The sequence below is a fragment of the Nocardiopsis eucommiae genome (assembly GCF_965344335.1).
Lineage (GTDB): Bacteria > Actinomycetota > Actinomycetes > Streptosporangiales > Streptosporangiaceae > Nocardiopsis > Nocardiopsis eucommiae.
The window spans coordinates 124,162-149,190 of the sequence record NZ_CBDRIY010000006.1 but is presented as its reverse complement, the minus strand read 5'-3'; the positions used below and the strand labels follow the sequence as shown (position 1 = coordinate 149,190).

Here is a 25,029-nt window from a genome sequence, read left to right as displayed (position 1 = left end):
GGCTTTTCGCACTGCGTAGGGGGACCAGTGTCGGACATCAAGACCGAATCCGCGGTACCGAGCGCCCGTGAGTCCAAGGGCGGCCGCGACTCCGATAGCAGGCACGAGCAGGGGCACACCCAGATCGCTGACGGCGTCGTGGCCAAGATCGCCGGTATGGCGGCCCGCGAGATCGGCGGCGTCCACGCCATGGGCGGCGGGGCCGCGCGCGTGGTCGGTGCGGTGCGCGACGCCGTGAGCGGCGGCAGCTCCTCCGGGTCGGTGGCGCAGGGCGTCTCCGTCGAGGTGGGGGAACGCCAGGCCGCCGTCGACATCGACCTGGTCGTCGAGTACGGGGCCGCCATCCAGGACCTCGCCGCCGCGGTACGGCGCAACGTCACCCACGCGGTCGAGCGGATGACGGGCCTGGAGGTCACCGAGATCAACATCCGGGTGGACGACATCCACCTGCCCGGGGACGACGAGTCCGCCGACCGCGGCGACTCCGAGCCCAGGGTCCAGTAGCCGTGGGCGGCGACGACCGGGGCGCGATCGCACGGGCTCTCGCGGAGGGCGCGCTGCGCTTCTCCGACGTGGTGGAACTGTCCTCCGGATCCTTCGGAACCCTGAGCACCGCGGTGCCGGGGGGACGGGTCCGGGGGGTGGCCGTGCGGGACGACCACGTCGAGGTCGGTGTGGTCCTCCGCTACGGGCGACCGCTACCGGAGGTCGCCGCCGAGATCCGCCGGGGCCTGGCCCCGCTGTCCGGCGGCCGCGCCGTCCACGTGTCCGTGGAGGACGTGGTCGCCGGGCTCGGAGACGGCACACGCACCGCCAGCTAGACCTACAAGCAGGGATTAGAGGGGGTAGCCATGTGGCCCATCGTCGGACTGTCCTACGGGACGGTACTCGGGCTCGCTGCGGCGTTCGGCGGGTTCCCCGCCTTCGCGTTGGTACTGGTCCTCGGCCTCGTCGGGTTCGTCGCGGGCCGGGCGATGGAGGGTGAGATCGACCTCGCCGAGATGTTCACACGGCGGTCGGCGTAGACAGGGGTGAGGTCGTGGTCGGGGTTCGCAGTGACACCGTCCCTCGTCAGCGGGGGCACGCCCCCGAGGGGGAGCCCGGGAGGCACACCCGGGTCCGGGACCCCGGAGGCCGCACGGAGATTCCCGGGGCCGCCATCGAGAAGGTGGCGGCCAGGGCCGTCGGGGAGGTCGCCGGGGCACGGGCCGTGCGGTCGAGGGCGGCCCGCGCCAGGGTGAGCGGGGAGATCGTCCTCCTGAGGCTGCGGGTCGGGGTGCGCTACCCGAGGCCCGCCCGCCAGGTGGCCGAAGAGGTGCGCGGCCACGTCAAGGACCGGGTCGAGCGGATCACCGGCAAACAGGTCCACCACATCGACATCGAGATCGCGGAGCTGGTGCGCTGACATGACCACTGTGGAAGAGGCGCTCGCGCGTCCGAACCAGGGGATCGACCGCCGCGCCAAGCGGGTCGCCGTCCACACGTTCCGACCACGCAGGTCCTGGCCGGCGGTCCTCACCGGGTTGCTGATCCTGGTGGTGGCCGTGGTCGCCGCGGCCGAGGTGATCGCCGCGCTCGCGGGCAATCCGCTGCGGCTGATCCCGGTCGGCCCGGCCACGGACTACGCCGCCGCCACGACCTGGTCCGAACCGTCGGTGCAGATCGCCTCGGCGGTCCTGGCGCTGATCGGGTTGGCCCTGATCGTGGTGGCGCTGGCCCCGGGGCGGAGCCGGTGGACCGCGTTGCGTACCGACGACCCGGCGCTGGTCGTCGGCCTGACCCGGCCCGCGCTGAGGCGGGCGGTGGCGTCCGCCGCTCAGGACGTGAGCGGGGTCGAACACGTGCACGTGGCCGTGCGCGGCAACCGGCTCCGGGTTCACGTGCGCACCGGGATGCGTGACTCGCACGGGCTGCCCGCCGAGGTCACCTCGGCCGTGGAGCACCGGCTGGAGGAGTTGGCGCCGCTGCGCAGCATGCGGATCGCCACGCACGTTCGATACGCGGAGGGTTGACCATGGCGCGGGACAGGTCTCGAAGGTCGGCCCGGGGCAACCGCCTGGGCCTGGTGATCGTGGGAGTCGTCCTGCTGGCGGCGGGCCTCGCGGCCCTGGCCGTCGGACGGGGGCTCCTCGGCGGGGACCTCGCCGCCACCCCGCTGCTCGGGGACCGGACCAACGCGGTGCTCGCCCAGCAGTGGGTGCCCTACGTGGCGGTGGCCGTCGCGTTCGTGGCCGGGTTCCTGGCCCTGCGCTGGCTGATGGTGCAGGGCATGAACGACACTGTGGGCCGTCTGTACCTCGCCCGCGACGAGGCGGGCAACGTGGAGATGCCGGAGAGCGCCGCCCGGGGCGCCCTGGAGCAGGAGGTCGCCGACTATCCCGGGGTGCGTCGGGCCCGTGCCCGCCTCACGGAGTCGGGCGACTACCCCCACCTTCGGCTGGCGCTGACCCTGGAGGACGACGCCGACGTGGCGGGGATCTGGCGGCGCGTCCGCTCGGAGGCCATCACCAACCTGCGCGGCGCCCTCGAACTCGACCAGGTCCCCGCCGTCATCCGGATGTCCATGACCGCTCCGGCCAGGAACCCCCGGCGCAGTCTCGCCTGAGCCACCCCGCGAACGGGAAGGGGGCGGCGCCGGAAGCGCCGCCCCCTTCCGTGTGTGCCGGTCAGTCCAGTGCGGGACTACTTCCTTGAGCCAATACCGAGGTGGACCTGTTTCGATGTTCTGGCTCGATCGGAAGTTATGGGAACGACGTGAGAATGGCCGTGCTTTCCACGAGAATCGGTGGGAGGCCGAAAGCGACGTGGAGGCTGGCGGCCACCTGTGCGCTCATGGGACTCATCGCCAGCTGATGACCGTCGAGACGTTCCCGGGCATCTCGGAAAGCTCCTCCGGGGCGCCGGACCCGTCCGTCGGCACCTTGTACCAGCTGGCGGGACCGCTCTGGGGTTCGTTGCGGAAGAGGACCTCGCCGCCGTCGGGAGAGGGCACGACGTGCGAGTTCACCCCGTCGCCGTCGGGGGACAGCGTCCGATCGACCGGCAGGGGCTCCCACAGGTTCCGTGGGGTGGTGGAGTTCTCCTCCTCGTAGCCCTCGAGGGTGGTCTCGGTGAACTCCAGGACGCTCAGCACCTCGTCGTCGAAGAGCAGGGTGTTGGCGTCGAGGGCCCGGACGGTGCCGCTGGCGTCGACGTCCACCTCGGTGGTGCGGTCCCTGTTGAGGAAGTTGAGGGTCAGGTCGACCACGTCGTCGTCGGCCTGGTCCCCGATGTCGAAGAAGGACAGCCCCAGGTCGTTGTTCTGGACCACCGTCGAGCCGTCGAGGACCACGGCCATCGGTGTGCTCTGGCCGTCGTCGATGGCGGCCCTGTCCAGACCGGGCATGACCGTGAGGTGCTCGCACATCTGCTGGGTGTCGCAGGTGCCGAGGTCGGTGAACTCGCCGTTCTCCAGGTCGAGGGCCCGGACGACGTCCTCGCTCTCACCGGTCTCCGACACGAAGACGATCCTGTCCCGCTCCGGGTCGGCCACGGGGTGCAGGTGGTCGGCCGGGCCCTCGGAGCCGGCGTCCTCGGGGGCGGGGCTGAGCGCCGTGAACGTGCCGTCCTCGGCCATGACCCCGAACCCCGTGACGGCGACGCCGTCGACCCTCTCCGCGAAGGTGCCCAGGACCAGGCCGCGTTCGGGGAAGAGGGACGGCGCGCCCGTGTCGCAGGAGGTCTCCAGGGAGAGGCTCTGCGGTTCCACCGCACGACCGTGGGAGAGGTCGTCGGACTCCGCGTGGACGGCCTCGGCCGTGTCGAAGCGGACGCTGGTGATCTCCCGGGCGTCCTCGGGGGAGCGGAGGGTGAACTCCAGCCAGCCGGGCTGGCACTCCGCGGTGAGGATGCCCGGGGCGGCCAGCGAGCCCGACCCCGTGGACCTCTCGCGGGCGGGACCGCTCTCCTCGGTGTCGGGTGCCTCCGTCTCCTCGGAAGCGCTCTCCCCGGGCTCCGTGGGAGCGGGTTCCTCTGTTCTGAGGAGGCCGCAGCCGGAGAGCACCAGGGCCAGGGCGGCCGCGGGGGCGAGCACTCGGAGGGCGGGGGGAATGGTTCTGGAGGTCACGGCCGAAATCTATACCACGGGTCGTCCGGGCGAATTCCCGGAGCGGGGGGAATGGTGACGGAGACGGTCACGTGTTTCTCGCGGGAGCGCGCCGGAAAGCGGCGGACCGCTGGTGATCCGTGACCCCTCCGGGTGGCCGGAACCGGCCAGGAAGGGGCGAGTCTGGTGGCGAGCGGAGCTCAAGCCACCAGACCCGGGGTGCCGACCGACGAGGGCGAGCGGGTGGGAGCTCGAGCCCGGTCATCGGCCGTGCCCCCCGTACAACCAGGGGATGAACCAGGACATTCCCGGCACTGGCTCAGCACTCGATGACGTTGACGGCGAGGCCGCCTCGGCTGGTCTCCTTGTACTTGTCGTGCATGTCGCGGCCGGTGTCGCGCATGGTCCGGATGACCTTGTCCAGGCTCACGAAGTGGCTGCCGTCGCCGCGAAGGGCCATACGGGTGGCGCTGATCGCCTTGACCGAGGCGAGCGCGTTGCGTTCGATGCAGGGGATCTGCACCAGGCCGCCGATCGGGTCGCAGGTCAGCCCCAGGTTGTGCTCCATCGCGATCTCGGCCGCGTTCTCCACCTGCGCGGGGGAGCCGCCCAGGACCTCGGCCAGACCGGCCGCGGCCATGGAGGAGGCCGAACCCACCTCGCCCTGGCAGCCCACCTCCGCACCGGAGATCGACGCGTTCTGCTTGAACAGGATGCCGATGGCCGCCGCCGTCAGCATGAAGCGGACCACGCCCTCGTCGCCCGCGCCCGGGCTGAAGTGCAGGTAGTAGTGCAGGACCGCCGGGACGATACCGGCGGCGCCGTTGGTCGGCGCGGTCACCACGCGTCCGCCCGCGGCGTTCTCCTCGTTGACCGCCAGCGCGTACAGCGTGATCCAGTCGCTGCCGCGCATCGGGTCCGGGTCCACGTGGGTGGGGGCGAGCAGCCCGTGCTCGTCGCAGTTGCCGCCCAGCTGACGGTAGAGCCGGTGCGCGCGGCGGGGCACCTTCAGGCCCCCGGGCAGGCTGCCCTCGGTGGACACGCCGCGACGCACGCACTGGCGCATCGCCGTCCAGATCTCCAGGAGCTCCTCCCGGATCTGGTCCGGCGTCCGCCCGAAGGCCTGCTCGTTCGCGAGCATCAGCGCGCTGATCGACATGCCGGTCTGCTCGCACAGCTCCAGCAGTTCCTCGGCGGAGGAGAAGGGGTGGGGCAGGACGGTGTCGTCGGCCTTGATCCGGTCGGCGCCCGCGGCCCTCTCGTCCACGACGAAGCCGCCGCCCACCGAGTAGTACACCTTCGCGGCCACCTCGGCGCCGGAGGCGTCCAGCGCCAGGAAACGCATCCCGTTGGGGTGGTCGGGCAGGCTCTCCCTGCGGCGGAAGTCCACGTCGACGGCGGGGTCGAAGTCCACCGCCGGGCCCTCGGGGCCACCCAGGAACAGTCTTCGGTCCGACCGGACCCCCTCCACGAGGCGGGGGACGGCGTCCACGTCGACACCCTCGGGGGTGTGCCCCATCAGCCCCAGGATCACGGCGGTGTCGCTGCCGTGCCCCTTGCCGGTGAGTGCCAGTGAGCCGTACAGCTCCGCCCGCACGTGGGTCACGCGCGACAGGAGGTCCTCGGAGCGCAGGCCGGACACGAACGTCCGAGCCGCCTTCATCGGACCGACGGTGTGGGAACTCGACGGACCGATACCGATCTTGAACAGGTCGAAGACACTGATGGCCATGGCTGTCCTCCTCGTTGAGCACAGGGGTGGGGCCGTGGTGACCGGCGCCGTGTGGGCCCGCGCGGCCCACACGGCGGGGACTGCTACAGGTTCGGGTAGAGCGGACGCTTGGCGGCCAGAGCGGTGACCCGGTCGCGCAGGGCGGCCTCGTCGAACTCGGGCTTGAGCGCCTCGGCGATGACGTCCGCGACCTCGGCGAAGTCACCCTCGTCGAACCCGCGCGTGGCCAGGGCCGGGGTCCCGATCCGCAGGCCCGAGGTCACCATCGGCGGCCGGGGGTCGTTCGGGACCGCGTTGCGGTTGACCGTGATCCCGACCGAGTGCAGCCGGTCCTCGGCCTCCTGCCCGTTGAGCTGGGAGTCGACCAGGTCGACCAGGACCAGGTGGACGTCGGTGCCGCCGGTCAGGACCTTGACCCCGACCTTGGAGGCGTCCGGCTGGGTGAGCCGCTCCGCGAGGATGCGGGCGCCCGCCACCGTGCGGCGCTGGCGCTCGGCGAACTCCTCGCTCGCCGCGACCTTGAACGAGACCGCCTTGGCCGCGATCACGTGCTCCAGGGGTCCGCCCTGCATGCCGGGGAAGACCGCGGAGTTGATCTTCTTGCCGAGCTCGGCCCTGGACAGGATCATCCCGCCGCGCGGGCCGCCGAGCGTCTTGTGGGTCGTGGTGGTGACCACGTCCGCGAACGGCACCGGGTTGGGGTGCAGTCCGGCCGCGACCAGACCGGCGAAGTGCGCCATGTCCACCATGAGCAGCGCGCCGACCTCGTCGGCGATCTCGCGGAACCTCGCGAAGTCGAGGTGGCGCGGGTAGGCGGACCAGCCCGCCACGATCATCTTCGGCTGGTGCTCCCTGGCCAGGGCGGCGACCTCGTCGTAGTCGACGGTGCCGTCCTCGTCGCGCACGTGGTAGGCCACGGCGTTGAGGATCTTGCCGGAGTAGTTGATCCGCATGCCGTGGGTCAGGTGACCGCCGTGGGCCAGGTCCAGGCCCAGGATGGTGTCACCCGGCTTGAGCAGGGCGAAGTACACGGCCGTGTTGGCCTGCGCGCCCGAGTGGGGCTGCACGTTGGCGTGCTCGGCGCCGAACAGCTCCTTGGCGCGGTCGATCGCCAGCTGCTCGACGACGTCGACGTGCTCGCAGCCGCCGTAGTAGCGACGGCCGGGGTAGCCCTCGGCGTACTTGTTGGTCAGGACCGTGCCCTGGGCCTCCAGGACCGCCTGGGGGGCGAAGTTCTCGGAGGCGATCATCTCCAGGGTGTCGCGCTGGCGCGCCAGTTCGGCGTCGACGGCGGCCGCGACCTCCGGGTCGAGTTCGCCCAGGGTCTGGTTGAGAAGGTTGTCGCTGGTCATGCTAGTTCTCGCCTTCGGTCAGCTTGGTGTACTCCTCGGCGGAGAGCAGGTTCGCGGGCTGCTCGGAGAAGCGCACCCTGAACAGCCAGCCACCCTCGAAGGGCTCGGAGTTGATGGTCTCGGGGGCGTCCTCGAGCGCCTCGTTGACCTCCACGACCTCTCCGGTGACGGGGGAGTAGATGTCGCTGACGGACTTGGTGGACTCCACCTCGCCCGCGGTCTCGCCGGCGGTGACCTCGTCACCGACCGCCGGGGTCTCGACGAAGACGATGTCACCCAGCGACTCGGCGGCGAAGGCCGTGATCCCGACGGTGGCGATCCCGTCCCTGACCGCGATCCACTCGTGTTTGGCGGTGTAACCCAGCTCCGTGGGAACGCTCACTTCAACTCTCCTTGGAGGTGTTCCATTTGTCTGCCGTGCGCCCGTACGGCGACCCGGCCCGGCCTACGCCTGGCCACGCCCCGACCGTGCCGGTCCCTGGTGGGGATCCGGCCGCGCGGGGCGTGCAGGTTCTCGGGTCCGCCGGTGGCGGCCCCGCTTCCTACGACTGCCGCTGGTAGAACGGCAGCTCGACCACGTCGACGTCCTCGCCCCGTCCGCGCACGTCCACGGTGAACGCGCCGGTCGAGGTGTCGAGGTCGCCGTCCACGTAGGCCATGGCGATGGGGCGGCCCAGGGTGGGGGAGGGGGCGCCACTGGTGGTGACTCCGATGACGGTGCCGTCGCGCAGGACGTCCTGGCCCTTGCGGAGCGGACGGCGGCCGCGCGAGGCGAGGCCGATCAGACGCCGGCCACGGGCGGTGCGCGAGGCCTCCTCCAGCGCGGCGCGGCCCACGAAGTCGCCCGGCTTGTCGAGCTTGACCACGCGGCCCAGTCCGGCGTCGAAGGGGGTGAGGTCGGCCGAGAGCTCCTGGCCGTAGAGCGGCATCCCGGCCTCCATACGGAGGGTGTCGCGGGAGGAGAGGCCGGCCGGGACCAACCCGTGCGGGGCGCCCTCGGCCATGAGCGCCGCCCACACCTCGGGGGCGCGGTCGGCGGGCCGGACGAAGATCTCGAACCCGTCCTCGCCGGTGTAGCCGGTGCGGGCGAGCAGGACCGGTACCCCGGCCACGGTGTGCTCGTACCCCGCGTAGTAGCGGATGTCGTCCAGATCGGCGTCGGTGAGCGGGGCGAGGATCTCCACCGCGCGCGGGCCCTGGATCGCGATGAGCGAGTAGTCGGCGGACTCGTCCGCGACCTCGACGTCGAAGCCGGAGGCGCGCTCGGCCAGGGCGGAGGCGACCACGGGCACGTTGGCCGCGTTGGCCACGACCAGGTACTCGTCCTCGCCGAGCCGGTACACGATGAGGTCGTCCAGGACCCCGCCGTCCTCGGCGGTGATCATGGTGTAGCGGGCGCGGCCGACCTTGACCTTGGACAGGAAGCCGACCAGGGCGTGGTCGAGGGCCTCGGCGGCCTGCGGGCCGGTCAGCCGGATCTCGCCCATGTGGGAGAGGTCGAACAGCCCCGCGGCCTCACGGACGGCGGTGTGCTCGGCGGTCTCGCTGCTGTAGCGGAGGGGCATCAGCCATCCGGCGAAGTCGACGAGCGTCGCCCCGGCCTCTTCGTGGATCTTGTGCAGCGCGGTGAGACGCGGCGCGGTCGCGGACTCTGACATGGGCACTCCCGAGAGGATGGGTGTCGTGCGTAAGGCGTTGCCATCCTCCCCCTCTGTCATGGGTGCCTGAGAGCTTCACCGCGCGCTCGGCGTGGTTTGCACCTTCGGCGAGGGAACGCGTCCCTGCTTTCCAGAGTGGTCTCGCCCGTACGGTCCGCTGTGCCTGAGAGGTTGTCTTCGGGGAGGGATTGCTCCTTCGGCGGCCCACGCTGGATACGCGGACACTCTCCCGTACGGGGTCAGCAACACACTCAGCCTAGCAGCGGAGAACTGGGGCGCCCAAGACTGCCCGGGCGGTTGTGGACGACCGCGCCACCCCGGCTCCGACAGGCCGGGACGACCTTCGCGACACGGTCCGCCGAGGTCACGAAGCGTGGTGTGTGACCACCGTGCATGCCCTAGCTTTGTGGGTGGACGTTCCTTCGGACAGCCCTGTGGAGGAGACGAGTGCGTACCGACACCGAACACGCTCCCGGGAGGCCGGGGCACGCCCCCGGCCGTTTCGCCCTCGGAGCGGCGGGTTGTGCCCTCACCCTGTTCGGCGGGGTCGCCTGCGCGGCGACCGACGACACGGAGCCCGCCCAGGGCACCGTCGGCAACCCCGTACAGCTGGGCGACGTGCAGACCGTGGAGCGTGAGGACCTGGAGGCGGTCTTCGCCGAGGCCGGGGTGAAGGGGACGTTCGTGCTCTTCGACGCCGGTGACCGGTCCGCCGTCGTCGTGAACCCGGACCAGGCGGACGAGCGCGCCGTGCCCGCGTCCACCTTCAAGCTGCCGAACACGCTGATCGCCCTCCAGACCGGCGAGGTGTCCGACGTGGACGAGGTGATCTCCCCGGAGTCCGGCGACGAGCTGAGCCTGCGTGAGGCCCTGCCCACCTCCGACGTCCCGGTGCACCAGGAGGTCGCGGACCGGATCGGGTACGACCGGATGTCCACCTGGGTGGACCGGTTCGACTACGGCAACCGGAACGTGGGCGAGGAAGGGGCTACGGACCGCTTCTGGCTGGAGGGCCCCCTGGAGATCTCCGCGCTGGAGCAGGCCACCTTCGTCGCGGAACTCGCCCGCGAGGAACTGCCCGTGGACGTCCAGCACCAGCGCGCGCTGCGCGACCTGCTCCTGGTCGAGGAGGGACCGCACCACCAGCTCTTCGGCCGGACCGGCCTGGGCGTCGACGTGGACCCGGTGCCCGGCTGGTGGGTGGGCTGGGTCGAGCAGGGCTCCGACCTGCACACCTTCGCGCTCCGTCTGGAGGTCGAGGACCAGGAGGACGCCGACCTGCGCGAGTCGCTGGGCCGTGAGCTCCTGGTCGCCCTGGACGTCCTCCCGGCCGCCTAGGAACGCCGAGGGGCTGCCCGGGGCCGCCGGGGGCGACATCGCTTCTCGGGTCCTTTCGGCCCGTGAGACGACCAGACGTCCCGAGGGGTCGGGGGGACGCCTCGACCGTTCTCGCGGGAGAGGGATCGTGGCGTGCGGCCGGGTCGGCGGAGGGCGCCGATCCGGGGGACAGGTGTCCCCGCTCTCCCGCCCCGAACCTACGGGTCGCCCGGGGACCGGAGCTGGACCGGGACGGACCGCACGAAGCGCTGGTAGGCGTCGGTCACCCCGCCCATGAACTTGAACGTGCGCAGCGTCATCCGACGGTCCGCGATGCGCAGTCCCGGCAGCTCCTCCAGCAACCTGCGCTCCACCCGGGTGAGGTCGGGGGCGTCGCGCAGCCACAGGATGAACAGCGTGTTCTCCGGACCCGCGATGGTCGTGCACAGACGCACCTCGGGGATGCGCTCCCCCAGATCGGGAACGGCGTCCAGCACGCTCGGGTCCACGGTGCCCCACAGGGTGGCGGCGCTCGGCCACCCCATGTGCGCTCGGGAGATGTCGCAGCGCAGCCCGAGGAGGCCGTCGCGCAGGAGCCGGTTGATCCGCCGTGCGGCGGTGGTGGGCGCGACGTCCAGCCGGTCCGCGATGGCCTGGTAGCCCAGCCGGGCGTCCCGGCACAGCAGGTCCACGATCTCCTGGTCGAGCTCGGTGACGCGTTCGTCGCCCACAGGGTCACGCAGGGTGGGGGCGAGGGCGCGCAGCCGACGACGTTGCGCGGGCGACAGGGCGCGGACCTGCCACAGGTAGGCCTCCCGAGGGACCTCCGTGACGACGTGCACCCGGTAGGAGACCACGTCCGGGATGCCGCCCACCCAGTTGAGCAGGTAGTCCGCCAGACCCGCGCCGGGCACCACGGTGAGCATGAGCTGGTGGGAACCGGCCACGAACTGGATGCTCAGGGTGTCGCGGTCCTCGGCCAGCGCCGCCGCGACCCGTTCGACCGATCCGTTGCGGCAGCTCAGCTCCACGTAGCTGAGGTGCCGCCGTGCCATCACCCGGCGACGGGGGAACGCGGCTATACGGGCCAGACCCTCCTCCTCCAACCTCCTCCAGCGTCGGGCGAGCGTGGTGGGGTCCGCGTCCAGCACCGGTCCCAGCTCCGCCCAGGTGGCTCTGGGGGCGAGCTGGAGCGCGTTGATCAGGGTCAGGTCGAACTCGTTGGGCATGCTCGATTCCGGCAGGATCCACCTCCTCGATAGCGGTATCCGGCGATTTCCGCAGGCTACCGGAGCATCCACGTAGGTTTCCGCAAGATCAGAAGCGCGGCCCTGAGCTGCGAGTCCTCGGTTGGGTGCGCACCGTCGCGTCCGGGCGGCCGCGTCGCGGCGCCGGGAGCGGGTGCGGGGAGAAAGGTGGCGTCGATGACCTCGGCTGTCAGGACCCTCGTGGTCCGCAACGGAACCGTGATCGACGGGACCGGAGAGGGCCCCCGCCACGACTGGGCGCTGGTCCTGCGTGACGGACGGATCGACTGGATCGGCCCCGCCGACCAGGCGCCGCACGTCGGCGAACCCCACGAGGAGGTCGACGCGGCCGGGGGCACGATCCTGCCCGGCTTCGTCGACACCCACGTGCACATGACCATGTCCGGCGACGGCATGAACCCCGCCGACCTGATCGACCAGCCCCCGCACTACGGCTACTTCACCGCCATCCCGCGCCTGCGGGCCACCCTCGACGCGGGGGTCACCAGCGTCCGCGACCTGGCCGGACTCGACCAGGCCGTGGTCCGCGCGGTCGAGGAGGGCATCGTCGCCGGGCCGCGCGTCACGACCGCCTACCGGGCGCTCGGCCCCACCGGCGGCCACGGCGACTTCCGCACGTGCTGCGGCTTCGACTACGGCACGGTCCTGGGCCCGGACGGGGCCGTCTCGATCAACACCGACGGCCCCGCCGAGGCCCTGCGCGCCACCCGCGAGGTGATGCGCAAGGGTGCCGGGGTCATCAAGGTGATGGCCAGCGGCGGTGTGTGGAGCCCCCAGGACACCCCCTGGCACGACGGCCTCAACGTCGAGGAGATGTCCGCGATCGTGCGCGAGGCCGCCAGCCACGACATCCCCGTGGCCGCGCACGCGCAGAGCGCCCGCAGTATCCGCAACGCCCTCACCGCCGGGGTCACCAGTGTGGAGCACGGCTACGAGATCGACGAGCTCGGCATCGAACTCATGCTGGAGAACGGCGCCTACCTGGTGCCCACCCTGTCCACCGCCACCACCCCGCCCGACCCCGCGAAGTCGGCCGACTACGCGGTCGCCAAGAAGCTCAGGCTCCAGGAACACCTCGGCGAGAACATCACCGCCGCCGTCCGGGCCGGGGTCCGCGTGGCCCTCGGCACGGACTCAGGTATCTGCCCGCACGGCCGCAACCTGCGCGAACTCGCCCTTCTGGTGGAGCACGGCATGAGCCCCATGGGCGCCCTGCTCGCCGGTACCCGCGACGCCGCCGACCTCCTCGGCCTGAGCGAGGAGATCGGCACCCTCGAACCCGGCAAGCGCGCCGACGTCGTCGTCTGCTCCGGCGACCCCCTCGCGGACATCAGCCTGCCCGGTGACCCCGACAACGTCACCGTGGTCATCAAGGACGGCGCGGTCCACAAGGACACCACCGGCACGCGGCCGGGCACGGCGAACTGACCCCGGGACCCTCCCCGACCCCTTCATCCCAGAGGTGACCCATGAGCACCCCACGCTCCCAGCGGGGCGGCGCCGTCGAGACGCGCCCCGGCTTCCTCACCCGCTCCCTCGACGGCATCGAGCGCCTCGGCAACAGGATCCCCGACCCGTTCGTCCTCTTCCTGCTGCTCTTCGCGTTCGTCGCCGTCGCGTCCTCCGTCCTGTCCGCGCTGGGCGCCACCTACGAGGTGCCCGGCAGCGAGGACGGCGCCCAGCGGGTCCAGGGCTTCTTCACCACTGAGGGACTCACCTGGCTCACCACCAACCTCGTCCCCAACTTCATCGGGTTCCCGCCCCTGGGCGTGGTGCTGACCATCCTCCTGGGCGTCGGCATCGCCCAGCGGACCGGGCTGCTCAACACCCTCGTCCGCCGGGCCTTCAGCGGGGCCCCGCAGTGGCTGCTGCCGTACGTGGCCGCCCTGGTCGCGGTCTCCGGCAGCATCATGAGCGACGCCGCGATGGTGGTCATCCCGCCGCTGGCCGCGATGGTCTTCAAGGCGGCCGGACGCCATCCCGTCGCCGGTCTGCTCGGCTCCTTCGCCGCCGCCATGGCCGCGTTCAGCTGCAGCCCCTTCATCACCAGCACCGACGCGCTGCTGTCCGGCATCACCAACACCGCCGCCGCGTCGGTCGAGGGCCTGGGCACCACCCACGTCAGCCCGATCTCCAACCACTTCCTCACCTTCACGATCGCGATCGTGCTCAGCGTCGTGGCCGGTCTTCTCATCGACCGCGTCCTCGAACCCGCCCTCGAACGGCGCGGGGTCAGCCGCGAGCAGACCGGCACGGAGGACGGGACCATCGCGAACGGGACCGCCGAGGAGCGCCCCGACCTCAAGATGGACGCCGAGCTCACCCCGAGCGAGCGCGGCGGGCTGCGCTGGGCCGGGGCCGCCCTGGTGCTCACGGTCGTCGCGGTCCTGCTGGTCACCCTTCCGCCGGGGGCACCCATGCGCAACGGGGACGGCACGTTCCTGCCCGAGTCCCCGCTGCTCAGCTCCGTGGTCTTCCTCGTCTTCCTGACCCTGGCCGTGCCCGGCGTGGCCTACGGCGTGGCCACCCGGGCGATCCGGGGCGGGGCCGACGTGGCGCGGATGATGGGGCACACCGTCAAGGAGATGTCCGGCTTCATCGTCCTGGCCTTCGTGATGGCGCAGTTCCTGGAGCTGTTCAACTGGACCGGCCTGTCCACGTGGATCGCGATCAAGGGCGCGGAGGCCCTGGAGTCCACCGGGTTCACCGGGTTCGGGGCCGTCCTCTGCTTCATCCTGCTGGCCTGGCTGATCAACTTCTTCATCATCTCCGGCTCCGCGCAGTGGGCCCTGTTCGCGGTGGTCTTCGTCCCGATGTTCGCCCTGCTCGGCTACGAGCCCGGGTTCGTCCAGGCGGCCTACCGGATCGGTGACTCCACCTCCAGCGTGCTCTCGCCGCTCAACCCGTACGTGATCATCGTCCTCGGCTTCCTCAAGTCCTACGAGCCCAGGGCGGGCATCGGCACCGTGATCGCGCGCTGCCTGCCCTTCTCCCTGGTCTTCCTGGTCATGTGGGTCGCCGTCTTCGCCGTGTTCTTCTTCGGGGGCCTGCCGATCGGCCCCGGCATGTACCCGCAGCTGTAGTCCGCGGGCCCGGGACGGGCCCGCCCCCGCACGCACACCGACGCAAGGAGACCGCCATGACCCGTGCCAGGACCCTCTACCGGGACCTCACCCTCATCGACGGCACCGGGGCCGCGCCCGTCACCGACGCCGCCGTCGTGGTCGAGGACGGACTGATCGCCTACGCCGGACCCGCCGCCGACGCCCCCGCGCCCCGCCCCGGGGAGACCGTGGAACACCTGGGCGGCCGCACCCTGCTCCCCGGGTTCATCGACACCCACGTGCACTTCGGGTTCTCCGACGGTCGCGCGCTGGCCACCAACAACGCGTCCGTCTCCCGCAGCCTGCACGCCCTCGAGTCCGTCGAGCGGATGCGGATCACCCTGGAGGCGGGCGTCACCGGAGCCCGGGACCTCGGCGGAGCCGACGCCGGATTCCGTGTCGCGCAGGAACGCGGCCTGATCCGCGGACCGCGCCTGAGCATGGCGCTGCGCCTGATGAGCCACACCGGCGGGCACGCCGACTTCACACTGCCCTCCGGCGCCAACCCGCACGACTGCGAGCACACCGCCGCCGAGATCGCGGACTCCCCACAGGAGGTCCGGGTGGCCACCCGCAGGCTGGTCCGGGACGGTGCGGACGTCATCAAGGTGTGTGCCACCGGCGGGCTCTCCAGCCCCTCGGACGGGCCCACCGACGAGGGGATCACGGAGGAGGAGATCGCCGTGATCGTGGCCGAGACCGCCAGGCACGGCGGACGTCCGGTCGCGGCGCACGCCCAGGGCGCGGCGGGGATCAGGAACGCGGTGCGCGGCGGGGTCGCCAGCGTCGAGCACGGCTACCTGATCGACGACGAGGGCATCGACCTCATGCTGGAACGCGGCACCTTCCTCGTGCCGACCCTGACCACGTTCGACTTCGAGGACCGGGTCCACCTGATGACCCGGAAGGCGGTCGACACGAAGCGGGCGCTGGCGGAGGAGACCTACCGCAGGATCTCCCACGCGGTCAGCCGGGGGGTGCGGGTCGCGATGGGTACCGACGCGGGCATCTCCGAGCACGGCCGCAACCTGCGCGAACTCGCCCAGCTGGTGTCCGTGGGGCTGTCACCGATGGAGGCGATCCAGGCGGGTACGCGCAACGCCGCCGAACTCGTGGGCACCGCCGACCGGACCGGCACGGTCGAGGCCGGCAAGCTCGCCGACCTCGTGGTGTGCGAGGGCGACCCCCTCGCCGACGTCGCGCTGTTGGGCGACCGCTCCCGCGTGGTGCTGGTCGTCCAGGGCGGTGAGGTCGTCAAGGACACCCGGGGCTGACCCCCGGGTTCCCGTCCGGCCCGGGTCCCCCGACACGGTCGGGGAACCCGGGCCGACGTCAAGGGCCCGGCACGCCGTCCTCGTGCCGGGCCCCGCGTGCGCCGGGACTCAGGCGGCGTTCTTGCGGCGCTGGCGGACCGCCTCGGCCAGGTTCTCCAGCACGCCCTCCGTGGTCTCCCAGCTCATGCACTTGTCGGTGATGGACTGGCCGTAGGTGAGCTGGGACGGGTCACCCAGCTTCTGGGCGCCCTCCTCGATGAAGCTCTCCAGCATGACGCCGACGATGCCCCTCTGGCCCTCGGCCACCTGCGCGGCGATCACCCGGGCCACACCCGCCTGGCGGATGTGGTCCTTGCCGCTGTTGGCGTGGCTGGCGTCGATCATCAGGCGACGCGGCAGCTTGGAGCCCTCCAGCACGTCCAGGGCCGAGGCGACCGACGCGGGGTCGTGGTTGGGGCCGCCACGTCCACCGCGCAGGATCACGTGGCAGTCCGGGTTGCCGTCGGTGACCACGACCGAACCGGCGCCGGCCGGGTCCACACCGAAGAACGTGTGGGAGGCGGCGGCCGCGCCCACGGCGTCCACCGCCACCTGCACGTCGCCGTCGGTGCCGTTCTTGAAGCCGACGGGGGTGCTCAGACCGCTGCTGAGCTGGCGGTGCACCTGGCTCTCGGTGGTGCGGGCGCCGATCGCGCCCCAGGAGACCACGTCGGCGATGTACTGCGGGGTGATCGGGTCGAGGAACTCGGTCCCGGCGGGCAGACCCAGGGCGTTGATGTCGATCAGGAGCTGACGCGCGGTGCGCAGGCCCCGGTGCACGTCGTAGGTGTCGTCCAGACCGGGGTCGTTGATCAGGCCCTTCCAGCCCACCGTGGTGCGCGGCTTCTCGAAGTACACGCGCATGACCACGCACAGCTCGCCGCTCACGGACGGCACGAGGTCGCGCAGGCGACGCGCGTAGTCGAGCGCCGACTCGGTGTCGTGCACCGAGCAGGGGCCGACGACCACGAGGAGGCGGTCGTCCCCGCCGTCCAGGACGCGCTTGACCTCGGCGCGCGAGCTCTCCACGAGGGCGGTGCTCTCCTCGCTCATGGGGAGCTCAGCGAGCAGGTCCTGGGGGGCGATGAGCGGTTTGTAGCTCGCCACCCGTGTGTCGTTGGTGCTCGTCATCGTTTCCCCTGGTCCCATCGCGTCGATCGCCTGGCGGCAGATGCCCGTGCCGCACCACGACCGTAGCGCGGTCCGACGGGGCTGACACGGTCGCGGTGGGAATTCGGCGGTGAATCCGGGGATGGGAAAGGCCACACCGGTGCTTTCCCGGGAAGGCGTCCCAACCCGCGAGACACAATGGCTCGTCCGCCATTTCCGCGGGGGGCACCACCGGCCCCGCGTCGTCAGTCCTTCAGGCCCGGGAGGTCCTCCTCCCAGTACTCGTGCGGGTTGCGCACCCCGTCCGCGACCGTGCCGCGCTCGGCCTCGGCACGGCGCAGGCGGACCCGGCGGATCTTGCCCGATGAGGTCCTGGGCAGGTCGGTGAACTCCAGGCGGCGGACCCTCTTGTGGGGTGAGAGGCGCTCCCGGGCGTACTCGAGGATGGCGCGGGCGGTCAGGGCGTCGGCCGCCACACCCTCGGCCAGCGTCACGTACGCCTTGGCGACCGACAGCCGCAGCGGGTCCGGTGAGGGCACCACGGCGGCCTCGGCCACGTATTCGTGCTCGATCAGCACGCTTTCCAGCTCGAATGGTGAGATGCGGTAATCCGAGGCCTTGAACACGTCGTCGGTTCGGCCGATATAGGTAAGGGAACCGAGTGAATCCCGCGTGGCGATGTCACCGGTGCGGTACAGTCCGCGCCGCGTCACGTCCCGCGTGGAGCCGGAGGCGTCGGCGTAGCCGCGCATCACCCCCACGGGGCGGTCGGCCAGGTCCACGCAGATCTCGCCCGTGTCCGAGGGCTCCTCCGTCTCCGTGTCGAGCAGGACGACGTCGTAGCCGGGCATGGGGCGCCCCATGGATCCCGGGACCACCTCCTGGCCGGGCCCGTTGCCGACCAGCAGGGTGGTCTCGGTCTGCCCGAAACCGTCGCGCACCGTGAGTCCCCACGCCTGGCGCACGTACTCCACGATCTGCGGGTTGAGCGGTTCCCCCGCCGCCACCACCTCCCGCAGCGGCACCTTCCAGGCCCCCAGGTCGGCCTGGACCAGCATCCGCCACACCGTGGGGGGCGCGCACATCGTGTGCGCGCCGCACCGTACCGCCGCGTCCAGCAGGGTCGCCGGGTCGAACCGCTCCTGGTTGACCACCAGCACCGTCGCCTCGGCGTTCCACGGCGCGAACACGCTGCTGTAGGCGTGCTTGGCCCAGCCGGGGGCGGACACGTTCAGGTGCACGTCGCCGGGCCGTACCCCCAGCCAGTACATGGTGGACAGGTGCCCCACCGGGTAGGAGCTCTGGGTGTGGGTGACCAGCTTGGGGCGGGCCGTGGTGCCGGACGTGAAGTACAGCAGCAGGGGGTCGTCCGGTTCGGTGGGATGGGGCTGGGTGAAGTCCAACCCCGAGTGCTCAGAGTCCGGGTAGCTGAGCCACCCGTCCATGTAGCCCACGCAGATCCGGGTCCAGTGGCCGCGCAGGAGCTCGAAACGCTCGGTGTGCTCGGGCGAGCAGATCACGTGCGCGACCTCGCCCCGGTCCAGCCGGTCCACCAGGTCGGCGTCGGACAGGTTGGTGGCGGTCGGCGTGACCACCGCGCCCAGCTTGACGGCGGCGAGCAGGGTCTCCCACAGCTCCACCTGGTTGCCGAGCATGAGCATGATCCGGTCGCCGGGGTGCACCCCCTGGCCGATCAGCCAGTTCGCCACCTGGTTGGAGCGCTCGGACATCTGGCGGTACGTGTGGTGCGTCTCGGTGCCGTCCGCCTCCACCAGCCACAGCGCGGTGCGGTCGGGGCGGGTGGCGGCCACGTGGTCGAAGTGGTCCAGCGCCCAGTTGAACCGTTCCGGCCGGGGCCACGTGAACTCCCGGTGGGCCGTCTCCTGGTCCTCCCGGTGCTGTAGGAGCAGGTCCCGCGCGGCGCGGAACTCCCGTGCCCCCTCGGACATCTCGTGCGACATCGAAGGCCTCCGGTTCGGGGGCGGCACGCGGAGCGCGCCGCTCACGGGCTCCCGGCCACCGGACGGGTGGCCAGACGAGGTGTGCCCCGGTTCTACCCGGAACCGGACATCCCGACCCATCGGTCGCGTCGGTCCCGGTACTGATCGGGAGCCCCGGGGCGCGGAATCCGGGATGTCCGTCCAGCACCGGCCCCTCTAGGATGGTCTGCCATGGAGGAACTGCACGGACACCACGCCATCTGGCGCTTCGACGAGGAGACGGTGCGGATCGGTTTCGGTACCGGTCGTAAGGTCCCCGCCCTGTTCAAGGCGTTGGGCCACTGCTCCGTGCCGCTGAGCGCCGTACACGACGTGGAGTTCGACCCGGGTGACCGCAAGCAGGGCTGGCGGCTCCGGCTGCGCCTGGTGGAGGGAGCCGACCCCTACGCCCCGCTGGAGACCGGCGGCAGCGGCGGGGCCTCCACGCCCCTGGTCCTGACCGGCCCGCACGAACGCGAGCTGGTCGCGGAGTACTGCGCCGACCGCATCACCGAGTCGGCCCGTTACGCCCGGGAGGCCCGCTCCTCCCCGATCGATCTCGCCCAGGTCGCCAGGGCCCTGGTGGCGGGGCTGCCCTATCAGGCGCGCACCGGAGAGGGCTCGGCGTCCTTCGACGGCGAACGGGTGCGGCTGGTGTGGGACGGCTGGATGGCCAGCACCGCCAAGGGCCAGGAGAAGTCGCGCGAGTTCGCCGTCTCCGAGATCGACTCCCTCCAGTGGTTCCCCCAGCGCGACTTCGACGAGGGCTTCCTCCGGGTGGTGCTGCGCGGGGTGACCATGCCCGAGGCCTCCGGTCTGGAGAACGACTTCTTCACGCTGGCCTCCCACGGCCTCAAGGGCAGCGAGGAGAGCCTGTTGATGGCCGCCACCGTCAACACCCACATCGCCCTGGCCGGTGAGGAGGACGCCGACGAACCGTCGGGGGGCGCCCCCGAACTGGCGGCGGCGCCCCCGGCCGAGGGCAGCGACGAGATCTTCGCGAAGATCCGCGAGCTCGGCAGCCTCCACGCCGAGGGGCTGCTGACCGACAGCGAGTTCAGCAGCAAGAAGGCCGAGCTCCTCGACCGGCTCTGACTCCCAGCCACCACCACGAAAGGGCCACCCTGTGCGCACCCTGTACCCGCCCATCGAGCCGTACGACTCGGGCATGCTCGACGTCGGTGACGGACACCGCGTCTACTGGGAGCTGTGCGGAAACCCGGCGGGCAAGCCGGTGGTGTTCCTGCACGGCGGCCCGGGCGGCGGATGCACCCCCGACCACCGACGGCTCTTCGACCCGGAGAAGTACCGGATCCTCCTGTTCGACCAGCGCAACTGCGGACGGTCCACCCCGCACGCCAGCCGCATGGACGCCGACCTGGCCACCAACACCACGTGGGCGTTGGTCGAGGACATCGAGCGCCTGCGCGAGATGATCGGTGTGGAGGCCTGGCAGGTCTTCGGTGGCTCCTGGGGCAGCTGTCTGGCGCTCGCCTACGCGCAGAAGCACCCCGACCGCGTCACCGAGCTGATCGTGCGCGGCATCTTCACCCTGCGGGACCAGGAACTGCGCTGGTTCTACCAGGAGGGCGCCTCGAACCTCTTCCCGGACCTGTGGGAGTCCTACCTGGAGCCCATCCCGGAGGAGGAGCGGGACGACCTGATCAGCGCCTACGCGCGCCGACTGGAGTCCCCGGACCGGGAGGTGCGCCTGGCGGCGGCCCGCGCGTGGAGCGTGTGGGAGGGCTCGACGATCACGCTGCGTCCCAACCCGGTGCTGCGCGAACACCACGCGGACGAGGACTACGCCCTGGCCTTCGCCCGGATCGAGAACCACTACTTCCACAACAAGGGGTTCTTCACCCCCGAGCAGCTCATCGAGGGCGCCGAGAGCATCCGGCACATCCCCGGCGTGATCATCCAGGGGCGCTACGACGTGTGCACCCCGGTGCGCACTGCCTATGACCTGCACCGTGCCTGGCCGGAGGCGGACTTCCACATCGTCGACGACGCGGGGCACGCCTTCAGCGAGCCCGGCATCCTCGACCTCCTCATCGAGGCCACCGACCGCTTCGCCGAGTAGCGGACGGGGTCGCGCCCGCCCGGGCGCGACCCCTCGGCGGCGGTTCGGCACTGGTGGTGCCGTCGGGCGTGACGGCGGTCGCGCCCGGTGGGTTCGTGGTTAGGGTGTTGCCACCCGCAGACCCCCACGGGCCCACGGCCCAGGAGAGAAGGACCAGATGCGAGTAGAGGTCGACTACGACCGGTGCGAGAGCAACGCCCTGTGCATGGCCGCCGCCCCCGAGGTGTTCGAGGTCAGGGACGACGACTTCCTGTACCTCCTGACCGAGGAGCCGGGCGAGGAGCTCCGCGAGAAGGTCCTCAGGGCGCAGCGGACCTGCCCCAAGCAGGCCGTCACCGTGACGGGGTGACCCCCGCCACGGCGAGGGCCTCGTCCCAGGTGGTGGGCTTCTCCAACAGGCCGCGGTAACGCATGGTGCGTGGGGTGGAGCGCAGCCCGAGCACACCGGTGAGCATCCCCCCACGCCCCAGGAACGCGACGAACTTTCGGTCCTCCGGTGACCCGTGCACGAAGGCGACCTCATCGGCGGGCGCGCCCTGGCCCAGGAGCTGGATCTTCTTCCGGTACTGGTCGGACCAGAAATAGGGCACCGGGGTGAACGGCGTCCGCCCCGATCCGGCGAGCAGGTTGCGGGCGGCCGCCTCCCCCTGTTCGCTGGCGTTGGTCCAGTGCTCCAGCCGGATCCGGCCGCCGTAGCGCGGGTGCGGCCAGTTGGCGAGATCCCCGACCGCGTACACGTTCGGTACGGAGGTCTCGGAGTACCGGTCGCACACCACCGACCCGTCCTCGAACAACGCGACGCCCGAACCGCGCAACCACTCGGTGTTCAGGTGCACGCCCACACCGGCCACCACCAGGGAGGCGTCGATCGCGGAGCCGTCCGCCAACCGGACCCGCTCCACCCGGCCCGGCCCCTCGAACGCGCTCACGCCCACACCGAGGCGCACGTCCACGCCGTTCTCCCGGTGCAGGTCGGTGAGGATCCCGCCGATCCGGGGGTCGACCACCCGGGTCAGCGGGGTGGTCGCCGCCTCGATCAGCGTGACCTCCATGCCCACGGCGCGGGCGCTCGCGGCCACCTCCGCGCCGACGAACCCCGCTCCGACCACCACCAGGTGCCCGGCGGAGTCGAAGGCCGCCCGGACCGCCTCGGCGTCGTCCAGGGTGCGCAGGACGTGCACCCCCGCCAGGTCGGTGTCCGGACGCCGGGCCCGCGCGCCGGTGGCCACGATCAGTCCGTCGTAGCGCAGCGAACCCTCCTCGCCGGGTCCCTGGACGCGTACCTCCCGTGCCGCCGGGTCCAACCCCACGACTCGGGTATCGAGGCGGAAGTCCAGGTCGAGGCCGTCGATGACGGAGTCCTCACGCAACTGGAGCCCACGATGCCCGGCCAACCAGCCGGGGCCGCCGTGGGCCGGGTCCAGACCGACGCCGGTCAGGGCCTCCTTGGACAGCGGAGGCCGCGAGTAGGGCCGGTGGGCCTCCTCACCGACCAGGGTCAGACGCCCCTCGAACCCCCGCTCCCGCAGGGCCTCGGCGGCATGCAGACCCGCCATTCCCGCACCGGCGATGACGATCTCGTTCAGGGTGTCCGACACCGATCTCTCCTTACAGTCGTCCCGTCGTCACGGAGACTAGTCACATTCACGTCGATCAGATCCCGGCCGCCAGCCGTGAATCCCGCTTCGGGTCCTGGCCCCAGCCGTGAGTCCCGCCCGTCCACCTCTGCCGCAAGGGGGGTGCTCGTTCGGGCGCCGCCAGGGTTCTGCAAGACGAGTCAAGCCGCCAGCGAGGAACGAGCCAGGCGTGGACGAGGATGAAGAACAGCTGGCTTCTTGGGCGCCCGAACACGGGCCGAAGCGAAGCGGAGGCCCCAAGGGGTACCGCCGAACACGGGCCGAAGCGAAGCGGAGGCCCAAAGAAAACAGAACTACAGGGCCCGGACCTCGCCCACACGCGCCCCGCCGCCGTTCACCGGTGTGGTCAGGCGGTCGCTCACCGGGCCGACGTCCACGCCCAGGGCGCGCAGGGCGGTCAGGCCGACCACGACTCGGGATCGCTCCTCCGCGTCTCCGTCGCTGATCTTGACCGCGACGGTCTCGCCGGTGGGGGCGTTGAGCACGAGGACGCCGTCCGCCCCGATCTTGGAGACCAGCCCGGGCATCCGCGTCATGAGGTCGGTGTCGACGCGTTCGGGGCCGGAGACGTACTCGGGGTGCGTGCTCATCGCCTCGATGATCCGGCGCTCGTGGGTGCCCTCGGGGGACAGGCGCATCCCCTGGACGCCCCGGGCCAGGCCGGTGAGGGTGACGGCGAGCTGGGGGGCGCCGCAGCCGTCGACGGCGGTGTGGGCCACGCTCTCCCCGCACATGTCCTCGGTGGCCTCGCGGACGAGCAGCTGGAGGGGGTGCTCGGGGTCGAGGTAGTCGTCCGTGCTCCACCCCTGCGCGACGCAGGCGGCGAGCATGCCCGCGTGCTTGCCGGAACAGTTCATGTACCGGGACTCGGGTGCGCGCCCGGCGGCGACGAACGCCCGACGGGCGGTGGGCGCGCCGGGGACGGCGGGCGGGCACTGGAGGGCGTCGGCGGTGAGTCCCACGGAGGCCAGGACGCGCTCCGCCTCGGCGGCGTGGAACTCCTCGCCCCCGTGGCTGCCCGCGGCGATCGCCAGGGAGGGGCCCTCCAGCAGGGCGCCCGCACGCAGCATGGCGAGCGCCTGGAAGGGCTTTGCGGAGGAACGGGGGAACATGGGGTCGTGCACGGGGCCGCGCGCGAAGGCGATCTCACCCTCGGCGGAGAGACCGATCACCGCTCCGTAGTGCACGCCCTCGCGCATCCCGGACCGGACGACCTCGGCCAGGGGGGCGTAGCTGGGCAGCGGTGACTGGTTCATGCGGCTTCTCCTCGCCGTTGAGGCTGTGCGGTTCGTGCCCGTTGCTCCCGGGCACGCGTCAAAACGTACACACACCCCTCCTTCTTCCCGATCGGCGGTGTGCCGTCCGTGGGGCCCTCGCCCCGTGCGGCGGCCGGTGTCGGGCACGGGCAGTAGGGTCGTGAGCCGACGTTGATCGACCACAGGGAGTAGGGACAGACGATGGGAACGCTGCGGACGGGCGCACTGACCCGGAGAAGGGTCGGCACGCGGGCGGCGGACCTGGAGTACGCGGTACTCGACGTCGAGACGACCGGGCTGGATCCGCGCGAGGGCGCGCGGTTGGTCGAGATCGCGGTGGTGAGGGTGCGCGGGGACGGCACCCTCGTGGAGGAGTTCAGCACCCTGGTGGACCCCCGGGCCCCCGTCAGGGGACAGGAGTTCCACGAGATCGGGGAGGGCGACGTCGTCGGCGCCCCGCGAGTGGAGACGATCGTGCCCCGCGTCTCCCAGCTGCTCTCCGGCGCCGTGGTGGTCTGTCACAACCTGGACTTCGAGGAACGCTTCCTCACCGCGGAGCTGGTGCCCGCGGGGCTGCCGCGCGGGCTGTCGGGGCTGTGCACGCTGCGTGCCCTGCGGTCGCAGCTGGACCTGCCGCGCTACTCGCTGCCGCGCGCCACCCACCTGCTCAGCGGGGAGTGGCCCACCGGTCAGCACACGGCGCTCGGTGACGCGCGCGCCTGCGCCAGGCTGCTCGTGGAGATGATCGCGAACGCCCCCGGCGAGCTGCGCTACACGGGGCCGGAGCCGCGCCTGCTCCGGGCCGTCGGGTCGTCGGCGGAGGACGCACCGGACGAGCCGGTGCGCTGGAAGCCCCGGACCACGCCTCTGACCGGTGGCCTGGCTCCCCTGAACACCTGGAACGCGCGCTGGCGCCGGAGCGAGCTGGACGCGGCGCTGTGCGGGGGCGCCTTCCGTGACACCGACAGGGAGGTCGCGGAGTCGGCCGCGCGGCGCGGGGCCCGGCTGCGGCGCCGGGTGGCCGCGGCAGCGGCGGTGACCGGAAGGATCGCGGCCACCGCCGCGGGCGGGCTGCTGCTGCGTCTGGCCGGAGTGCACGGCGGCCACCGGGGCCGCGCGCGCTGAACCGGCCGCTT

24 protein-coding genes and 1 riboswitch are annotated in these 25,029 nt (G+C 71.7%); of the genes, 14 read left to right on the top strand and 10 right to left on the bottom strand.

All coding sequences use genetic code 11. The features are described 5' to 3' along the window. Nucleotides 1-27: 27 nt before the first annotated feature. Genes ACRWK8_RS05730 through amaP form a run of 6 tightly spaced genes read left to right on the top strand, consistent with a single transcriptional unit; the run spans nt 28 to nt 2,605 of the window. Nucleotides 28-504, top strand: coding sequence for an Asp23/Gls24 family envelope stress response protein (locus ACRWK8_RS05730; RefSeq protein ID WP_378737551.1), 477 nt, complete (start codon nt 28-30; stop codon nt 502-504). 2 nt (nt 505-506) lie between these two features. After that, entirely contained in the window at nt 507-821 is a 315-nt protein-coding gene (locus ACRWK8_RS05725; protein WP_378737549.1) for an Asp23/Gls24 family envelope stress response protein, read from the top strand. A gap of 30 nt (nt 822-851) precedes the next feature. After that, nucleotides 852-1,025: a hypothetical protein gene (locus ACRWK8_RS05720; protein ID WP_017546417.1), complete on the top strand. Its 174-nt coding sequence runs from the start codon at nt 852-854 to the stop codon at nt 1,023-1,025. Nucleotides 1,026-1,039: 14 nt separating this feature from the next. Continuing rightward, nucleotides 1,040-1,405, top strand: coding sequence for an Asp23/Gls24 family envelope stress response protein (locus tag ACRWK8_RS05715; protein WP_378737547.1), 366 nt, complete (start codon nt 1,040-1,042; stop codon nt 1,403-1,405). A 1-nt stretch (nt 1,406) separates the two neighbouring features. Continuing rightward, nucleotides 1,407-2,012 (top strand): DUF6286 domain-containing protein, encoded by a 606-nt coding sequence (locus ACRWK8_RS05710; RefSeq protein ID WP_431868770.1) that lies wholly within the window; start codon nt 1,407-1,409, stop codon nt 2,010-2,012. 2 nt (nt 2,013-2,014) lie between these two features. Further along, a complete protein-coding gene (gene amaP / locus ACRWK8_RS05705; protein WP_431868768.1) occupies nt 2,015-2,605 on the top strand; it encodes an alkaline shock response membrane anchor protein AmaP in 591 nt (196 codons plus the stop codon). Between the two features lie 234 nt (nt 2,606-2,839). Here amaP and ACRWK8_RS05700 read toward each other — a convergent pair whose 3' ends face one another. From ACRWK8_RS05700 to gcvT, 5 genes are all read right to left on the bottom strand, one after another. Next, nucleotides 2,840-4,105 (bottom strand): hypothetical protein, encoded by a 1,266-nt coding sequence (locus ACRWK8_RS05700; protein WP_378737541.1) that lies wholly within the window; start codon nt 4,103-4,105, stop codon nt 2,840-2,842. Nucleotides 4,106-4,403: 298 nt separating this feature from the next. Next, entirely contained in the window at nt 4,404-5,816 is a 1,413-nt protein-coding gene (locus tag ACRWK8_RS05695; protein ID WP_378737539.1) for an L-serine ammonia-lyase, read from the bottom strand. An 83-nt stretch (nt 5,817-5,899) separates the two neighbouring features. Next, on the bottom strand, nt 5,900-7,168 hold the full coding sequence (gene glyA / locus ACRWK8_RS05690; RefSeq protein ID WP_431868765.1) for a serine hydroxymethyltransferase: 1,269 nt from the start codon (nt 7,166-7,168) through the stop codon (nt 5,900-5,902). Between the two features lies 1 nt (nt 7,169). After that, the gene (gene gcvH / locus ACRWK8_RS05685) at nt 7,170-7,550 is read right to left on the bottom strand and encodes a glycine cleavage system protein GcvH (RefSeq protein WP_431868763.1); all 381 of its coding nucleotides are present in this window, start codon (nt 7,548-7,550) and stop codon (nt 7,170-7,172) included. A gap of 160 nt (nt 7,551-7,710) precedes the next feature. Further along, nucleotides 7,711-8,826 carry a glycine cleavage system aminomethyltransferase GcvT gene (gcvT, locus tag ACRWK8_RS05680; protein WP_378737533.1) on the bottom strand — a complete coding sequence of 372 codons (1,116 nt, stop codon included), beginning with the start codon at nt 8,824-8,826 and terminating at the stop codon, nt 7,711-7,713. A 140-nt stretch (nt 8,827-8,966) separates the two neighbouring features. Next, nucleotides 8,967-9,068: riboswitch (glycine riboswitch) on the bottom strand. 205 nt (nt 9,069-9,273) lie between these two features. Here gcvT and ACRWK8_RS05675 point away from each other — a divergent pair. Continuing rightward, complete coding sequence (locus ACRWK8_RS05675) at nt 9,274-10,164, top strand: penicillin-binding transpeptidase domain-containing protein (RefSeq protein ID WP_378737531.1); 891 nt, start codon at nt 9,274-9,276, stop codon at nt 10,162-10,164. Between the two features lie 197 nt (nt 10,165-10,361). On the opposite strand, the gene ACRWK8_RS05670 is transcribed toward ACRWK8_RS05675, so the two are convergent. Beyond that, nucleotides 10,362-11,372, bottom strand: coding sequence for an Lrp/AsnC family transcriptional regulator (locus ACRWK8_RS05670; protein WP_431868760.1), 1,011 nt, complete (start codon nt 11,370-11,372; stop codon nt 10,362-10,364). A 195-nt stretch (nt 11,373-11,567) separates the two neighbouring features. Here ACRWK8_RS05670 and ACRWK8_RS05665 point away from each other — a divergent pair, with 195 nt between their 5' ends. From ACRWK8_RS05665 to ACRWK8_RS05655, 3 genes are read left to right on the top strand one after another with little or no spacing between them, the layout of a single operon-like run. Further along, a complete protein-coding gene (locus ACRWK8_RS05665) occupies nt 11,568-12,839 on the top strand; it encodes a metal-dependent hydrolase family protein (protein ID WP_431868758.1) in 1,272 nt (423 codons plus the stop codon). Between the two features lie 41 nt (nt 12,840-12,880). Next, complete coding sequence (locus ACRWK8_RS05660; protein WP_431868756.1) at nt 12,881-14,494, top strand: AbgT family transporter; 1,614 nt, start codon at nt 12,881-12,883, stop codon at nt 14,492-14,494. Between the two features lie 56 nt (nt 14,495-14,550). Next, nucleotides 14,551-15,789: a metal-dependent hydrolase family protein gene (locus ACRWK8_RS05655; RefSeq protein WP_431868754.1), complete on the top strand. Its 1,239-nt coding sequence runs from the start codon at nt 14,551-14,553 to the stop codon at nt 15,787-15,789. Between the two features lie 108 nt (nt 15,790-15,897). Here ACRWK8_RS05655 and ACRWK8_RS05650 read toward each other — a convergent pair whose 3' ends face one another. Both ACRWK8_RS05650 and ACRWK8_RS05645 read right to left on the bottom strand, forming a co-directional pair. Continuing rightward, a complete protein-coding gene (locus ACRWK8_RS05650) occupies nt 15,898-16,959 on the bottom strand; it encodes a 3-deoxy-7-phosphoheptulonate synthase (RefSeq protein ID WP_431868752.1) in 1,062 nt (353 codons plus the stop codon). 224 nt (nt 16,960-17,183) lie between these two features. Next, nucleotides 17,184-18,899, bottom strand: coding sequence for an AMP-binding protein (locus ACRWK8_RS05645; RefSeq protein ID WP_378737519.1), 1,716 nt, complete (start codon nt 18,897-18,899; stop codon nt 17,184-17,186). 210 nt (nt 18,900-19,109) lie between these two features. Here ACRWK8_RS05645 and ACRWK8_RS05640 point away from each other — a divergent pair, with 210 nt between their 5' ends. From ACRWK8_RS05640 to ACRWK8_RS05630, 3 genes are all read left to right on the top strand, one after another. Beyond that, nucleotides 19,110-20,012 carry a DUF4429 domain-containing protein gene (locus ACRWK8_RS05640; RefSeq protein ID WP_378737517.1) on the top strand — a complete coding sequence of 301 codons (903 nt, stop codon included), beginning with the start codon at nt 19,110-19,112 and terminating at the stop codon, nt 20,010-20,012. Nucleotides 20,013-20,043: 31 nt separating this feature from the next. Beyond that, the gene (gene pip, locus ACRWK8_RS05635; protein WP_378737515.1) at nt 20,044-21,000 is read left to right on the top strand and encodes a prolyl aminopeptidase; all 957 of its coding nucleotides are present in this window, start codon (nt 20,044-20,046) and stop codon (nt 20,998-21,000) included. A 157-nt stretch (nt 21,001-21,157) separates the two neighbouring features. Then, nucleotides 21,158-21,349, top strand: a complete 192-nt coding sequence (locus tag ACRWK8_RS05630; RefSeq protein WP_378737513.1) for a ferredoxin — start codon at nt 21,158-21,160, stop codon at nt 21,347-21,349. Here the strand turns inward: ACRWK8_RS05630 and ACRWK8_RS05625 are convergent. Both ACRWK8_RS05625 and ACRWK8_RS05620 read right to left on the bottom strand, forming a co-directional pair. Beyond that, the gene (locus ACRWK8_RS05625; RefSeq protein WP_431868748.1) at nt 21,333-22,598 is read right to left on the bottom strand and encodes an NAD(P)/FAD-dependent oxidoreductase; all 1,266 of its coding nucleotides are present in this window, start codon (nt 22,596-22,598) and stop codon (nt 21,333-21,335) included. The two genes, ACRWK8_RS05630 and ACRWK8_RS05625, sit on opposite strands and share 17 nt — an antisense overlap. Nucleotides 22,599-22,930: 332 nt before the next feature. Next, nucleotides 22,931-23,893, bottom strand: coding sequence for an asparaginase (locus ACRWK8_RS05620; protein WP_431868746.1), 963 nt, complete (start codon nt 23,891-23,893; stop codon nt 22,931-22,933). Nucleotides 23,894-24,094: 201 nt separating this feature from the next. Here ACRWK8_RS05620 and ACRWK8_RS05615 point away from each other — a divergent pair, with 201 nt between their 5' ends. Beyond that, nucleotides 24,095-25,018 (top strand): 3'-5' exonuclease, encoded by a 924-nt coding sequence (locus ACRWK8_RS05615; protein ID WP_431868744.1) that lies wholly within the window; start codon nt 24,095-24,097, stop codon nt 25,016-25,018. Nucleotides 25,019-25,029: the final 11 nt, after the last annotated feature.

Excerpts from the sequence above, each read along its gene's own strand:
- ACRWK8_RS05640 (WP_378737517.1), top strand. The coding sequence starts at position 19,110 with ATGGAGGAACTGCACGGACACCACGCCATCTGGCGCTTCGACGAGGAG.
- amaP (WP_431868768.1), top strand. The coding sequence starts at position 2,015 with ATGGCGCGGGACAGGTCTCGAAGGTCGGCCCGGGGCAACCGCCTGGGC.
- ACRWK8_RS05655 (WP_431868754.1), top strand. The coding sequence starts at position 14,551 with ATGACCCGTGCCAGGACCCTCTACCGGGACCTCACCCTCATCGACGGC.
- ACRWK8_RS05615 (WP_431868744.1), top strand. The coding sequence starts at position 24,095 with ATGGGAACGCTGCGGACGGGCGCACTGACCCGGAGAAGGGTCGGCACG.
- ACRWK8_RS05695 (WP_378737539.1), bottom strand. The coding sequence starts at position 5,816 with ATGGCCATCAGTGTCTTCGACCTGTTCAAGATCGGTATCGGTCCGTCG.
- ACRWK8_RS05620 (WP_431868746.1), bottom strand. The coding sequence starts at position 23,893 with ATGAACCAGTCACCGCTGCCCAGCTACGCCCCCCTGGCCGAGGTCGTC.
- ACRWK8_RS05630 (WP_378737513.1), top strand. The coding sequence starts at position 21,158 with ATGCGAGTAGAGGTCGACTACGACCGGTGCGAGAGCAACGCCCTGTGC.
- ACRWK8_RS05670 (WP_431868760.1), bottom strand. The coding sequence starts at position 11,372 with ATGCCCAACGAGTTCGACCTGACCCTGATCAACGCGCTCCAGCTCGCC.
- ACRWK8_RS05660 (WP_431868756.1), top strand. The coding sequence starts at position 12,881 with ATGAGCACCCCACGCTCCCAGCGGGGCGGCGCCGTCGAGACGCGCCCC.
- gcvT (WP_378737533.1), bottom strand. The coding sequence starts at position 8,826 with ATGTCAGAGTCCGCGACCGCGCCGCGTCTCACCGCGCTGCACAAGATC.
- ACRWK8_RS05665 (WP_431868758.1), top strand. The coding sequence starts at position 11,568 with ATGACCTCGGCTGTCAGGACCCTCGTGGTCCGCAACGGAACCGTGATC.
- ACRWK8_RS05645 (WP_378737519.1), bottom strand. The coding sequence starts at position 18,899 with ATGTCGCACGAGATGTCCGAGGGGGCACGGGAGTTCCGCGCCGCGCGG.
- ACRWK8_RS05710 (WP_431868770.1), top strand. The coding sequence starts at position 1,407 with ATGACCACTGTGGAAGAGGCGCTCGCGCGTCCGAACCAGGGGATCGAC.
- glyA (WP_431868765.1), bottom strand. The coding sequence starts at position 7,168 with ATGACCAGCGACAACCTTCTCAACCAGACCCTGGGCGAACTCGACCCG.
- ACRWK8_RS05650 (WP_431868752.1), bottom strand. The coding sequence starts at position 16,959 with ATGACGAGCACCAACGACACACGGGTGGCGAGCTACAAACCGCTCATC.
- ACRWK8_RS05720 (WP_017546417.1), top strand. The coding sequence starts at position 852 with ATGTGGCCCATCGTCGGACTGTCCTACGGGACGGTACTCGGGCTCGCT.